Origin of the sequence: Amycolatopsis sp. NPDC004625, from assembly GCF_040609695.1 — a bacterium.
Taxonomy (GTDB): Bacteria; Actinomycetota; Actinomycetes; order Mycobacteriales; family Pseudonocardiaceae; genus Amycolatopsis.
This window is the reverse complement of sequence record NZ_JBEXKX010000032.1, coordinates 79,419-92,724: the sequence shown is the minus strand read 5'-3', so window position 1 is coordinate 92,724 and position 13,306 is coordinate 79,419. Positions and strand designations below refer to the sequence as shown.

Below are 13,306 nucleotides of genomic sequence, written 5' to 3'. Positions count from 1 at the left end.
TCGTGATCTCCGTCTCATCAGGTCGGGTGGCTCAGCTGAAGCGGACCGCCCCGCAGTGCCACGGGATCCGCTGCGGCCGCACGCTTTCCAGCGTCGGGACGACCGGGGCGATCGTGCCGTCGCGGCGGAAGGTCAGCTTGTCGATCGTCGTTTCGCGGTGGGTGCCGTCGCCGCCCGGGATGCCGAAGCGGTGGTACGCGAGGTACCAGTCGTCGGTTCCCGGGACCTGCAGCATCGAGCTGTGCCCGGTGCCGAGGACGCCCAGGTGGGTGTCCTTGCTCAGGATCACGCCGTGGTTGGTGAACGGCCCGGTCGGGCTCGGCGCGGTGGCGTAGCCGACGCGGTAGTCGGGGCTGCGGGTGTCGTCGATCGACCAGCTGAGGTAGTAGGTGCCCTTCCGCTCCACCATGAACAGGCCTTCGCGGAAGTCGTCGAGCCCGGTCAGGCGGGTGATCTTCGCCGGGTCGTAGGACACCATGTCGTCGTTCAGCGGGACGACGTAGGCGTTGCCGTTGCCCCAGTACAGGTACGGCTGCCCGGTGTGGTCGAGGAACACCGCGGGGTCGATCGCCTGGCCGCCGTCCGGGTTCTTCGCGATCAGCGGCTTGCCCGAGTCGACGAACGGCCCGGTCGGGGAGTCGCTCACCGCCACGCCGATCTTGGCCTCGGCGCAGTAGTAGAAGTAGTACTTCCCGTTGTGCTTAGCGATCGTCGGCGCCCAGGCGTTCTTGTCCGCCCAGCTGACGTCCTTGCCGAGGTCGAGGATGACGCCCTCGTCCTTCCAGTCGACCAGGTTCTTCGACGACCACGCCGAGAACTTCGTGCCGCTCCAGCCGTCGAAGCCGTCCGTGGTCGGGTACAGGTAGTAGGTGTCGCCGAACGCGACGATGTTCGGGTCGGCGTTGTAGCCCGGCAGCACCGGGCTGCGGGTCTCGTGCGCCTCGACCGTCCACACGCGACGGTCGCCGCCCGCGCCGGTCACCGTGAACTGCTTCGGCGAGCTCAGGTTCACCGGCTTTCCGTTGTCCGGCTTGATGGTCGAGCCCGGCGCCAGGCCGAACGCCGGCGTCAGCCGCCGCAGGTCGGTACCCGGCTTGACCGGCAGCACGACGGTGCCGGCTCCGGCGTCGATGACGGCCGGTGTCTTGAGCGACGCCAGGTCCACCGACCGGATCGCGGTGCTGTTCGACGGCAGCGACGCGACCTCGAGCCCGGACAGCGCGCGGTTGTAGAGCCGGACGTCCTTCATCTTGCCGGTCAGGGTCCTGTCGCTCGCGTAGACGGACCGGCCGAGGTAGTTCGCCGCCGTGACCCCGCCGCCGAGGTCCGACGGCTTGATCGTGGCGCCGGTGTTGCGGGCGACCTCGACGCCGTCCAGGTAGAGCACCTCGACGCCGTCGCCGACGGTCAGGGTCACGTTCTTCCAGACCCCGCGCGGCAGCCCGCCGGCCCCGGCGGCCTGTTCGGTGGTCCAGTTGCCGGTCGCGATCGCGCCGCGGAACCCGCCGCTCGCGGTGCCGCCGGTGGTGAACAGGTAGCCGTTGCCGGTGCCGTCCTTCGCCGTGTTGCCCAGGCCCCACAGGAAGTACGGCGTCTGCTGGTTCGGATCGACGAGCACGTCGGCCGACACGGTGGCCGCGGCGGCGCCGGTCAGCAGGTTGTTCGGCAGCTGGACGTGCCCGTTCTTGCCGCCGAAGGCGAGCGAGCCATCGCTCCAGCTGACGTCACCGGCGAGGGCGCCGTCGTAGCCGTGCCCGGTGGTGTCGGCCGCGACCGTGCCCGACTTCGCGTCGAGCGGCCAGTGCGCGACCAGGCCCTTGGCGTCGGCCTTCGCCGGCGCCGGGGGAGCGCTCAGCCGGTTCATCTCGGCCTGCGTGACCGGCAGGACGGTGCCGTGCCGCGGCGACGCGGGCAGGTGCGCGCCGGTGGACATGGTCCACTGGCCGGAGTTCAGGTCGGTGGTCTCGAACGGGACGTAGCCGCGGCCGCCGAACTCGTCGATGAACAGGTACCACTTGTTCTCGGTGTTGGACTTGAACCCGGTCGGCCCCTCGCCCGCGGAGAGGCCGGGGCTGGTCGCGGTGGCCTTGCCGATGCAGTCGGCGACGAAGCCGTAGTGCGGGTCGAGCAGGTCGGTGGCCTTCTGCTCGGTGATGAACTTGCTGCACGGCGTCGACGAGGTGTTGTTGCGCTCGTCCTTGGTGAAGCGGTAGTAGGTGTCCTGGTTCTTGATGACCGTCGAGTCGATCACCGAGTAGCCGGGGTCGATCCAGACCTGTGGCGCGCTGAAGGTGACGAAGTCGCGCGTGGTCGCGTACATCATCCGGTTATAGGTGTCACCGGTGTGGTTCGGGTCGTTCTCCGCGTAGAGCTTCGAGGCCCAGTAGACGACGTAGGTGCCGCGTTTGGCGTCCCAGAAGGCTTCCGGCGCCCAGGTGTTGCCGGCGGTCGGCGGCGAAACCTGCACGCTGCGCTGGCGCGACCAGTGCGCGAGATCGGTGGATTCCCAGACCATGATCGACCGGCTCCCGCTCCGCTGCGCGGCATCCCACCCGCGCCCGGCGTAGATCCGCAGGTCGGTGGCCAGCAGGTAGAACTTGTCGCCGTCGGGCGAGCGCAGGATGAACGGGTCGCGCACGCCCAGCTCGCCGAGGCTCGACTTGAGGACGGGCTGGCCGTTGTTGAGCTCGCTCCAGTTCAGCGGGTCGTTGCCCTTGCTGAGGGCCGAGTAGATCTGCTCGCCGTTGGAGGTGCCTTCCCCGGTGAAGTAGAAGAAGCTGTAGCCGGCCAGGGGTTCCTGCACCGGCTTGGGGACGACGGTGGCGGTGAACTTCCGCGTGGTGCTTTCCCGGCCTTGGCTGACTTTCGCGGTCAGGACGACCTTCGCGGGCGCGGCGCCGGTCCGCGGCCGGGTCACCTCACCGGTGGGCGTGATGACGGCGGGCGCGGACGAGGTCCAGGTGACGCTGGTGCCGTCCGGGCCGGCGGCCGGCAGGGTGAGGTTGCCGCGGACGTCGTCGACACCGGGCACGGAGAGGGCGCTAGCGGCGGCGCGGAGAGCGTCGCCGGAGCCCGCGGGCGGAGCGGCACCGGCACCGGTGCTGCCGAGGGGCAAGAGTGCGGCCACGACGGCCAGCACAACGCCGAAACGGCGCGGAGAGAACAACTTCATCGTTGTCGGTTCCTTCGGGGCGCGTCGGGGACCAGCGCATGTTAACGTTAACATGATCCGGGGTACGCTGACTCTAGGTCGGCGTGGGCCGGTGGTCAAGAGCCGGAAGACCGGTCGTGGGTGCGCTCGATTGATTCAGACTCGACCCGGGCTACCCGGCCTCGGCGAGCCGCCGGGTGATCTCCTCGCCCGGATAAGGCGTCTTCCGGCTTTCCCCGTGCAACGCCACGTAGAACTCGTTCACCACCGCGGCCACCGGCGTGTACCGGCTCAGCAGTTCCGCCTCAACCGGCCCCAGACCCGGCACCACCCGCCCCGCCGCGCACTCCCGGACGAACGCGTGCCGGGGGCGGTGATCCGGTCCCGCGACGAGCTTCCGGACGATCGTGTTGACCAGGTGCGTCAGCACGTACGCGCGGTCGTGGGTGGCGTGGCCGGCGAGGAACTCCGCCTCCGCCGGCGACAGCTCGAACGACGGGAACGCCGCCAGGCCGAAGTCGGTGAGGTACAGCCGTTCGCCGTCGGTGAGGGTGTTCGCGAAATGTGCGTCGAAGTGCTGGATGCCCCGGGCCGCCAGGAACTCCGTGATGGCGCGCAGGTCCCGGTGGGCCAGGGCGAGGTCGCCGGGGTGCTCGTCGAGGCGCTGCGCGAGGGTGCCCGGCAGGTGCTCCAGGAACAGCACCAGGTCCGCCGTCGCGGTGTCGAGTGCTTCGAGCCGGCGGCGGATGCCCGGGTCGTCGTGCCAGAACGCGATGTCCGGTGCGCGGTCCGGGCGGGGGCGGGGCAGGCCCGGCAGCACGCGCCAGTGGTGCAGCAGCGGGAAGTTCCCGCACTGTCCTGTTCGGACCCAGCCGTTCGCGGCGCGGTGGGCCGCCAGCTCGCGCCACGCCCCGCCGCCCGCCGAACCCACGCCGTAGTGGGACCACGGGGGCAGGCCGTACAGGTCGGCCGTCGAGCCTTCGTGCCGGCGCTCGAGGTCGGTCAGGGCGACGCGCTTGACGAAGACGGGCTCGCCGGCCACCTTTAGCTCCCAGTTCGACCCGCCGATCCCGGTGCCGAGCGGGCGGCCGGCGGTCAGGACGTCGTCCGGCGCCGCCGCGAGGGCGGCGGCGAGCCGGTCGTGGCGGGCCAGCCTGGTCATCCCCCGACCGTACTCACGGGCGGACCACCGTGAGGGCGAACCGCCGTTGCCCGCTCGCCGCGTGGTCGAGGGCGGCGGCGATGTCGGCGAGCGCGAACTCCGTGACGGCGAACTGGCCGAGGTCGAGCAGGCCCGCGCGGGCCAGGGCGACCAGGCTCGCGGGCGCCGTCCGCGGGTGCATCCACTGGCCGCGCAGCGTGATGCTGTTGCGCATCAGCCAGCGGTACGGCACGGCGAGGTCGTCGCCGACGCCGCCCATCAGCACGATCCGGCCCCGCTCGCGGACCGTCATCGCCGCCGCGAGCACCGGCGCCGCACCCGCCGACGGTGGCAGCAGGTCGAGGACGACGTCGATCGGGCCGGGTGCGCCCCGGCGCAGGCTGTCGTCGCCGGTCAGGTGCACCGTCCGGACGCGGCTGCCGAACCGGCGTTCCAGGTCCGCCAAGGCCGCCGCGTCGCGGCCGGGAGCCACCACGCACGCCGCGCCCATGGCCAGCGCGACCGCGACCGCCGCGCTGCCGAAGTGGCCCGTCGCGCCGCTCACCAGCACCGTCTCCCCGGCGCGGAGGTCCGCCGCCAGCAGGCCGCCGTAGGGGACCATGCACACCGTGAGTGCGGCCCAGCGGGCGGCTTCGGCCGGGTCGAGCGGCCCGAGCGGGACCGCGTTCTCCGTCGGGACGAGCACCTGCTCGGCGTACGCGCCGTGGCCGTAGTGCCGCTGCAGGAACCGGCCGCCTTCGCCGCGGCCGCTGAGGCCCTGGAGGGTGATGTCCGGGGTCAGCGCGTCGTCGCGGGAGCGGATCGCCGGATCGCAGAGCACCCAGTCGCCGGGGGTCAGGCGGGTCGCGTCCGGTCCGGTCGCGCGCACCCGGCCGATCGCGCCCGCGCCCGGCACGACCGGGAGCGTCAGCTGGTAGTTGCGCTCGCCGCGGAACACCTCCGCCGCATACGGCAGCACCGGTGCCGCCACGACGTCGACGAGCACCTCACCCGTGCCCAGCACCGGCGCGGGGACGGTCCGCAGCGCCAGCGGTTTGCCGAATTCGTCGAGGACAGCGGCCTTCATTGCGTTCATGACCCCGATCGTCGGACGAACCCGGCGCCGCAACCAGCCCTGGTATCATCCTGGGATTGCAGAGTGCCACGCGGAGGTCGTCATGCCGGACGCGGCCCGGGCCGGGCTGGGGGAGTTCCTGCGGTCCCGGCGCGAACGGCTGAGCCCGGCCGCGCTCGGGCTGCCGGCGCGGCGCCGGCGGCGGACGCCCGGGCTGCGCCGCGAAGAGGTCGCCGAACTGGCCGGCATCGGTGTCGACTGGTACATCCGGCTCGAACAGGGCCGCACGGTCAGCCCGTCGTCCGAGACGGTCGAGGCGTTGGCCACCGCCCTGCGTCTCGACGCGGCCGAGCGGGCCCACCTGCGCGAGCTGGCGCTGAACCCGGCCCGGACGCCGTTCGCCCTCGAGCGGGTCCCCGAGGCCACCCGGCGGCTCGTCGAAAGCCTGACCGAGCCCGCGTACGTCACGGGCCGCCGCTGGGACGTGCTGGCGTGGAACCGCGCGGCGGACGACCTGTTCGGCGACCTCGGCACCGGCCCGGAAGCCGACCGGAACATCCTGGTCTGGCTGCTGCTCGGCGAGCGGGCCCGGCGGGTGTTCGGCCCCGGCTGGGCCGCGCAGGCCCGGCACGTGGTGGCGCAGTTCCGCGCCGCGCACGACCTGTGGGCCGGCGACCCCGCGTTCACCGGGCTGGCGGCGCGGCTGCAGGCCGGCTGCCCGGAGTTCGCGGCCTGGTGGGGCCGGCACGACGTCGGCCACAGTGGACCGGGCCGGAAGACGCTGTACCTGCCCGAACCGCGGGAGTTCGGTTACGCGACCTTCCAGGCCGCCGAGGATCCGGCCCTGCGCCTGACGATCTACGCGCCCACCAGGGGCAAGTAGACCTCGTCGACGAGCTCGACGAGCACGGCGTCGTCCACTGTGGTCAGTCCTCGGGTGAGGAACTCGTTGCGCAGCAGGACGAGCGCCACGGTGGCGACACGGGGATGGCGGGCGCCGGGCCGCGCTTCGCCGCGCGCGACGGCTCGTTCGACGATCGCGAGCCAGGGTTTCGTCCCGCCTTCGGCGGCCTGCTGGTGCAGTTGTTCCCGAAGCTCCGGCTCGTCGCCGACGCCGGTCAGGAGCCCGCGCAGGACCCGGGCGGCGGGCGAGGTCTGGCCGCAGTTGATCGCGCGCAGCAGGGCCAGCGCGTCTTCGCGGAGGTTGCCGGTGTCGGGCGGCTCGAGGGTGTCCGCGGCCAGGTGGCGGTACGCGGCGACGCCGAGCGCGGCGCGGTTCGGCCACCGGCGGTAGATCGCGTTCTTGTTGGTGCCGGCGCGCTGGGCGACCCGTTCCATGGTCAGGCCGGGGTAGCCCGCTTCGGCGAGCTCGTCCGCGGCCGCGCGCAGGATCGCTTCCGCCAGTTCGGTGCCCCGGCGCCGGGTCTTCGCCATGGTGGCCAGTCTACGGTACGGTACGGACCGTACCTTAATGACTGGAGGACACATGCGAGCCAAGGGCATCGGCTACGACACCGGGCTGGCGCGCGGCGGCCGGTTCAACCGCCCGTTCGACCCGGACCTGGTCCGCCGCGAGCTGACGATCATCCGCGACGACCTGCACTGCACGGCCGTCCGGCTGATCGGCACCGACCTGGACCGCATCGAGTTCGCCGCCGTCGAGGCCGCGGCCCTCGGGCTGGAGGTGTGGTTCTCGCCGTTCCCGTGGGACCGCACACCGGAGGAGATCCTGGACCTCCTCGCCGACGGCGCGGCCCGGGCCGAACGCGTCCGCCGCACGGGCGCCGAGGTCGTCTTCGTCACCGGCGCCGAGCTGAGCCTGTTCAACCACGGTTTCCTGCCCGGTGACGACCTGCCCGCGCGGGTCGCGCACCTGCTGGCGTCCCCGGAGCTCCGCGACGGCCTTCCGCTGCGGGTCAACGAGTTCCTGGCCCGCGCGGTCGAGGCGGTGCGCGCCCGTTTCGGCGGCCGCGTCACGTACGCGGCGGTTCCGCCGGAACGCGTCGACTGGACGCCCTTCGACATCGTCTCGGTGGACGCCCACCGCTCGAAGGAGGTCGAACACGTCTACCGCGAGGGCGTGCGAAGCCTGGTCGCGGCGGGCAAACCGGTCGCGATCACGGAGTTCGGCGTTACGCCGTACCGCGGCGCGGCGGACCTGGGTGCCCGCTGCGGCGAAATCCTCGAGTACGAAGGCGACGTCCCGGTCCGGCTGAACGGCGACTACGTCCGAGACGAGGAAGAACAGGCGCGCTACCTGCGCGAACTCGTCGAAATCTTCACGGCGGAGGGCGTCGACGCGGCGTTCGCCTGCACGTTCGTGTGCTACGGGCTGGTGCACCGGGCCGATCCCCGGGCCGATCTGGACATGGCGAGCTGGGGTGTGGTGAAGGTGCTGGAGGACGGGACGGGGGAGACCTACCCGGGTGTTCCGTGGGAACCCAAGGCGGCCTTCGGCGCGCTGGCCGGCTGCTACGCCTGAGCCAGGAATTCCGCCATCGCCGCCGTCAGTTCGGGGCTCCTCATCGCCGTGTAGTGGGTGCCCGGCACCCGGGCGAACCGGCCGTTCGGGAGCGCCTCGGCGAGGGCGTCGGCGGTCGCGTGACCGTCGTCTTCGGCGCCGACGACGACCAGCGTGGGCGTGGTGATCCGGTGCAGGTCCGGCGTCGGCACGTGGGTGCCGAGGACGTGCCGCAGGGCCACCGGATCCCCGCCGCCCTGCCGGAGCCAGTACGCGGGCGAGCCGGGCTCGACGGGTTCGCCGTCGATCAGGGCGGTCAACGCGCGGTGGTAGGTGCCGGTGCGGGAGGTCGCGCGCTGCACGGCGTCGAGGCCCTGGCCCGCCACGATCGCGCGGCCGGGGCGGGCGCCGCGGGCCAGCAGGCGCAGCACCACCCGGCCGCCGTAGGAATACCCGCCGAGGTCGTACTCGTCGACGCCGAGGTGGGCCAGCAGCGCGAGGCCGTCGTCGGCCAGGACGTCGGGCGGGTAGGCCGCCGGGTCGGGCGGGGCGGCGCTCGCGCCGTGGCCGCGCAGGTCCGGGAGGATCACCCGGTGCCCGCGCTCCGCGAAGGCCGCCGCCGGGCCGAGCCAGTCGCGGCCGGAGCCGGTGAACCCGTGGAACAGCACCAGCGTCCGCCCGCTGCCCAGCTCGCGGTAGGCGAGCTCCCGGCCGTCGCCGGCGGGGAATTTCTCCATGCTGCCGAGCCTACAGCGGTCCGATGATTTCTTGGCGAACCACCGCGGCAACTGGGTCGGCGTTGACAATACGGGGGCGGCCTTCTAACTTCATAGCGCAAGACATCGGATGTCCAGCCCGGTTTGCCGGGTCCGTCCGCCGACCGATGTGCACCCCTGCCGAATGCTCGTCAGGAAGGACACACCGACGATGCCGGAATTCCCCCGCCGGACGGCCCTGCGCTCGCTCGCCGTCTCGGTCCTCGCCGTCCCGATCGTGCTGGGCGCGGCCGTCCCCGCCCACGCGGCCCCGCTGTGGCACCCCGACCCCGCGACCGACGGCCTGAAGGCCTTCGAAGGCATCGAGGCCGACCGCGGCAACCACCACCCCGACCGCAAGTACGTCGTCGTCGAAGGCGACCACTACCGGTTCAACATCTGGAAGGACGACCGCGACACCACCGGCGGCGGCGACCGCCAGCGCACCGAGTCGAAAGGCATGGTGCAGAACGGTTCCACGCTGAAGATGCACAACGGCGAGACGTGGACCATCTCCTACGAGATGTACATCCCGGCGTCGCTGCACGGCACCAGCAAGTTCACCCACATCTTCCAGACGAAGACGCCGTCGACCAACGGCGGCCCGTGGGTGACGCTGGACCTGACCCGCAGCGGCAGCAAGGAAATGCTCAACGCGCGCGCCTACGCCAACTCGGGTTCGCCGAGCATCGCGGCCACGGACCTGTCGCCCCTGCGGGACAAGTGGATCACGATCGAGTGGACGTTCACGCCGGGCTCGAAGGGCAAGGCGGCCTGCGTCATCCGCAATGGCACCGGATCGGGTGCGCCGGTCGCCGCGCAGGGCAGCATGAGCAACGTGAACATCCCCGACCAGGGTGACTACGTCCGCCCCAAGTGGGGGATCTACCGGTCGGTCGAGAGCGCGTCGTCCGACATCCTCGACACGTACCTGCTGTTCCGCAACTACACGGCGGCGCGCAAGTAGCCGTGGCGGAGGCCGCCCGTCCGGGGTGACACTGGCGGGATGAAGGTCGTCGACGGGCAGCGGGGCACCTACCGCCCGTCGACGGCCTCGCCGCCGCCCCTGCGCCGCGGTCCGCTGCTGGTCACGGCGGTTTTCGCCGCGCTCGGCGGCGCCCTTCTCCCGGCAGCCGCGGTGCCCGCGCTCTGGCGGGTCTGGCAGCTGTACGCGATGCTGTTCGGGGCCGTCGCGGCCGTCGAACTCGTCGCCGTCGTCGCGGTGACCGGGTGGCCGACGCGCAGAACAGCGCACTTCGCCGCCCTCACGGCGTTCGCCGGCCTCGCGCTCTGGGTGCTCAGCAGGCCGCTGGGGCTGCTGACGCGGTTCGACCCCTGGCAGCCCGCGGACACGGTGGCCGGGTTCACCGACTGGGTGGCCGCCGGGCTGCAGGTCGTCGCGGTGTCCGGGTTCCTGGTGGTGGCCCGGCGCGGGGCGCACCCCCGGCCGTCGGTGCTGCGGCGGGTGTCGGCGTGGATCGTGCTGTTCCCGGTGCTCGTGCTGGTGATCGTGACCGGCGCGGCGGGCACCGTCCTCGCCGGGGACGGCGTCACCGGCACCAGCGCTTCGACGCTGCTCGACAGCGGCCCGGGCACGGTCGAGTACTGCCGTCCCGACGGCATCCCGCTGGCGATGGACGTCTCGCGCCGGCCGGGCGGCCCGCCGGCTCCGGTGGTGCTCTTCCTGCACGGCGGCGGCCTGGTCTTCGGCAATCGCAAGCCCGCCGGCCCCGGCGCCCTGCTCGCCGGCCCGCGCGCCGGCCCGCTGCGCGCCGAACTGATGGCCCGCGGGTTCGCGGTCGCCACGATCGACGTCCGGCTCGCGCCCGCGGCCGCGTGGCCGGCCCCGCTCGCCGACGCCCGGTGCGCGGTCCGGTTCCTGAAGGCCAACGCGGCCGCGCTGGACGTCGACCCGGCCCGGATCGCGGTGTGGGGCACCGGCACGGGCGGCACCCTGGCGTCCCTGCTCGGCGTCGAGCGCGGGCCGGACACCGGCCAGTACGCGGGGCAGGACAGCACGGTCCGCGCGGTGGCCGCGGTCTCGGCCCCGGCGGACTTCGCCCTGACGGGCCTGGACGCGCTCACCCGCGCGTCGATCCTGCTGGCGCTCGGCCGGTCACCCGCGACGCAGCAGGCGGCGAGCCCGCTGGCGCACGCCGGCCCGGGCGCCCCGCCGTTCCTCCTCGACGGCGGCCGGAAGGCGGGCGAGTTCGCGGCCCGCCTGCGTGCGGCCGGGGTGCCGGTGACCGAAGGACCGGCGTCCGACCGGGACATCGCCGGGTTCTTCGCCGCGGCCCTGCGCTGAACCCTTGCGCTGGAGCGCACTCCAGGTCCTAGCGTGGGGGCACGCCGACCACGTCAGGAGCACGTTCCCATGGAACTCGGTTTCCACCTCCCCATCTTCGACATCGACGGCGGGACCACCGCCATCGCCGGTGAGCTCGCCCGCGTGGGCGCCGCGGCGGAGGAGGCCGGGGCGACCTGGCTGTCCTTCATGGACCACTACTTCCAGATCGAGCCCACCGGCCTGCCGGCCGAGGCGCACATGCTGGAGGGTTACACCACGCTCGGCTACCTCGCCGCGCACACGTCCCGGATCGACCTCGGGCTGCTCGTCACCGGCGTGACCTACCGGCACCCGGGGCTGCTCGCGAAGATCGTCACCACGCTCGACGTCCTCTCGGGCGGCCGGGCCACCCTCGGCATCGGGGCCGCCTGGTTCGAGCGCGAGCACCAGGGGATGGGCGTGCCGTTCCCGCCGGTCGCCGAGCGGTTCGAGCGGCTGGAGGAGACGCTGCGCATCTGCCGGCAGATGTGGGACCCGGCGGACAACGGCCCGTTCGAGGGCAAGCATTACCGGCTGGCGGAGACGCTCTGCTCGCCGCAGCCGATCAACCGGCCCAAGGTGCTCATCGGCGGCGCCGGCGAACGCAAGACGCTGCGCCTGGTCGCCCGGTACGGCGACGCGTGCAACCTCTTCGGCAGCTCGCCGGCCGACGTCGAGCACAAGCTGGACGTGCTGCGCCGCCACTGCGACGACGCCGGCCGCGACTACGACACCATCCGCAAGACGATCCTCGCGAACAACCCGCGTCCGACACCGGAAACCCGCGACGACTTCGTCCGCTCGATGGCCGGCTACGCGAAGCTCGGCGTGCAGACGGTGATCATCACCCCGACGACCGGCTCGCCCGCCGCGTGGATCGAGGGCATGGCGCCGGCGGTGCCGCAGCTGGCCGAACTCGGCTAGCCGGCGAGGATCCGCGCGGTGCCCGGCTCCGGTCGTCGCCCAGGGCGTGCCGGACGGATCCCGGCTGCCCCTGTCTGTCCATAATGGACTCTTTGCCGTCCGGTGAACCGCCCGGCGTGCCGAGCCGTGTGACTGGGTGAGGTGGCGACCGAAAGGAGGGGCTGATGCCCCACACGCGCACGGCAGGACGACACCGCAAACCCGCGACGATCGGGCTGGCGGCGCTGCTGGGAGTCGCGGGCGCAACCGCGACGGCCATCGCCTTGACCAGCCCGGCGGGCAACGCGGCGACGGAGAACTGCGGTGGTCTGGACACGGCGCTGCAGAACAACCTGAGTTTCATCGCGGGCCAGCAGGCGGCCCCGGACGCCCAGTCGGCGGCCCGCATCGCCAACCGCCAGGCGGTGGTGGCCCAGATCCAGCAACGGCGCCAGGCGGCGGGCTGCGCGGGCCAGGTGCAGGCGAACGAAGTGGTGGCCCAGTGCGCGGCCATCGCCGGAGCAGCCGAGAACGCGGCGGCCGGCGACGAGCAGAACGCGGACGGCACCATGGCGGCCGGGAAGGGCGCGGCCGGCCGGAAGTCGGGCGCCGGCAAGAGTCAGCAGAAGGGCATGGCCGGGGAGAACGGCATGGCGGCCGGGAACGGCGCGGCCGACGAGAACGGCATGGCGGCCGGGAATGGTGCGGCTGACGAGAACGGTATGGGTGCCGGGAACGGTGCGGCTGACCAGAACGGCATGGCGGCCGGGAACGGTGCGGCCGACGAGAACGGCATGGCGGCGGAGAACGGTGCGGCGGCCAAGAAGGGTGCCGCCGACGGGAACGGCAACGCCGGTCAGCAGAACGCGGCCGACCAGAACGCCGCGGCCGCCTGCGCGGTGGTCCAGAAGTGCGTGGCCCAGGCCGCCGGCATGGCCGACCAGAACGGTATGGCGAACCAGAACGGGATGGCCGACCAGAACGGTATGGCGAACCAGAACGGGATGGCGAACCAGAACGGCATGGCCAATCAGAACAGCATGGCCGACCAGAACGGTGCCGCCGACGAGAACGGCATGGGTGGCAAGAACAACGCTGCCGATCAGAACGGCATGGCCGCCAAGAACAAGGCCGCCGGTAAGGCCGGCCAGAAGGCAGCCGCCGATCAGAACGGTATGGCCGACCAGAACGGCATGGCCGGCCAGCAGAACGCGGCCGAGCTCTCCGCGCAGGACTGCGCGGCCCTCCTGAACTGCGTCTCCCAGGCCGCCGATCCCGCGGCCGCGGCGCAGCAGCAGGGCATGGCCTCCGCCGACAACAAGAAGGCCGACGACAAGAAGGCCGACAGCAAGAAGGCTGACGACAAGAAGGCCAAGAACAAGAAGTCCGGCGTGGATGCCGGTGCCGTCGCCGCCCAGTGTGTCGCCGCCGCCGGAACCGCGCCCGCCGAAACCGCCCCCGCGGGGCGCTGACCAGCCTCCCGGCCCGGACCGG

At 72.6% G+C, this 13,306-nt stretch carries 11 protein-coding genes; 6 read left to right on the top strand and 5 right to left on the bottom strand.

Annotated elements, in window-relative coordinates; genetic code table 11:
* Positions 1–31: 31 nt before the first annotated feature.
* The 3 genes from ABZW17_RS31160 to ABZW17_RS31150 form a co-directional block, all read right to left on the bottom strand.
* Positions 32–3,172, bottom strand: a complete 3,141-nt coding sequence (locus tag ABZW17_RS31160; protein ID WP_354822246.1) for a family 43 glycosylhydrolase — start codon at positions 3,170–3,172, stop codon at positions 32–34.
* A 151-nt stretch (positions 3,173–3,323) separates the two neighbouring features.
* Positions 3,324–4,313, bottom strand: coding sequence for a hypothetical protein (locus tag ABZW17_RS31155; protein ID WP_354822244.1), 990 nt, complete (start codon positions 4,311–4,313; stop codon positions 3,324–3,326).
* Positions 4,314–4,326: 13 nt separating this feature from the next.
* Entirely contained in the window at positions 4,327–5,388 is a 1,062-nt protein-coding gene (locus tag ABZW17_RS31150) for a zinc-binding alcohol dehydrogenase family protein (protein ID WP_354822242.1), read from the bottom strand.
* 82 nt (positions 5,389–5,470) lie between these two features.
* Between ABZW17_RS31150 and ABZW17_RS31145 the strand changes: the two genes are divergently transcribed.
* On the top strand, positions 5,471–6,250 hold the full coding sequence (locus ABZW17_RS31145) for a helix-turn-helix transcriptional regulator (RefSeq protein WP_354822240.1): 780 nt from the start codon (positions 5,471–5,473) through the stop codon (positions 6,248–6,250).
* Here ABZW17_RS31145 and ABZW17_RS31140 read toward each other — a convergent pair.
* Positions 6,226–6,810, bottom strand: coding sequence for a TetR/AcrR family transcriptional regulator (locus tag ABZW17_RS31140; RefSeq protein ID WP_354822303.1), 585 nt, complete (start codon positions 6,808–6,810; stop codon positions 6,226–6,228). The two genes, ABZW17_RS31145 and ABZW17_RS31140, sit on opposite strands and share 25 nt — an antisense overlap.
* Before the next feature lie 43 nt (positions 6,811–6,853).
* On the opposite strand from ABZW17_RS31140, the gene ABZW17_RS31135 reads away from it, so the two are divergent.
* A complete protein-coding gene (locus ABZW17_RS31135) occupies positions 6,854–7,849 on the top strand; it encodes a hypothetical protein (protein ID WP_354822238.1) in 996 nt (331 codons plus the stop codon).
* Here ABZW17_RS31135 and ABZW17_RS31130 read toward each other — a convergent pair.
* Entirely contained in the window at positions 7,840–8,565 is a 726-nt protein-coding gene (locus ABZW17_RS31130) for an alpha/beta fold hydrolase (protein ID WP_354822236.1), read from the bottom strand. The two genes, ABZW17_RS31135 and ABZW17_RS31130, sit on opposite strands and share 10 nt — an antisense overlap.
* 190 nt (positions 8,566–8,755) lie before the next feature.
* Here ABZW17_RS31130 and ABZW17_RS31125 point away from each other — a divergent pair, with 190 nt between their 5' ends.
* The 4 genes from ABZW17_RS31125 to ABZW17_RS31110 all read left to right on the top strand — a co-directional run bounded on the left by ABZW17_RS31125 (position 8,756) and on the right by ABZW17_RS31110 (position 13,284).
* Positions 8,756–9,550: a hypothetical protein gene (locus ABZW17_RS31125; RefSeq protein WP_354822234.1), complete on the top strand. Its 795-nt coding sequence runs from the start codon at positions 8,756–8,758 to the stop codon at positions 9,548–9,550.
* Positions 9,551–9,589: 39 nt separating this feature from the next.
* Positions 9,590–10,888: an alpha/beta hydrolase gene (locus tag ABZW17_RS31120; RefSeq protein WP_354822232.1), complete on the top strand. Its 1,299-nt coding sequence runs from the start codon at positions 9,590–9,592 to the stop codon at positions 10,886–10,888.
* Between the two features lie 69 nt (positions 10,889–10,957).
* The gene (locus tag ABZW17_RS31115) at positions 10,958–11,833 is read left to right on the top strand and encodes an LLM class F420-dependent oxidoreductase (protein WP_354822229.1); all 876 of its coding nucleotides are present in this window, start codon (positions 10,958–10,960) and stop codon (positions 11,831–11,833) included.
* A gap of 164 nt (positions 11,834–11,997) precedes the next feature.
* Positions 11,998–13,284 (top strand): hypothetical protein, encoded by a 1,287-nt coding sequence (locus tag ABZW17_RS31110; RefSeq protein ID WP_354822226.1) that lies wholly within the window; start codon positions 11,998–12,000, stop codon positions 13,282–13,284.
* The last annotated feature ends 22 nt before the right edge of the window (positions 13,285–13,306 follow it).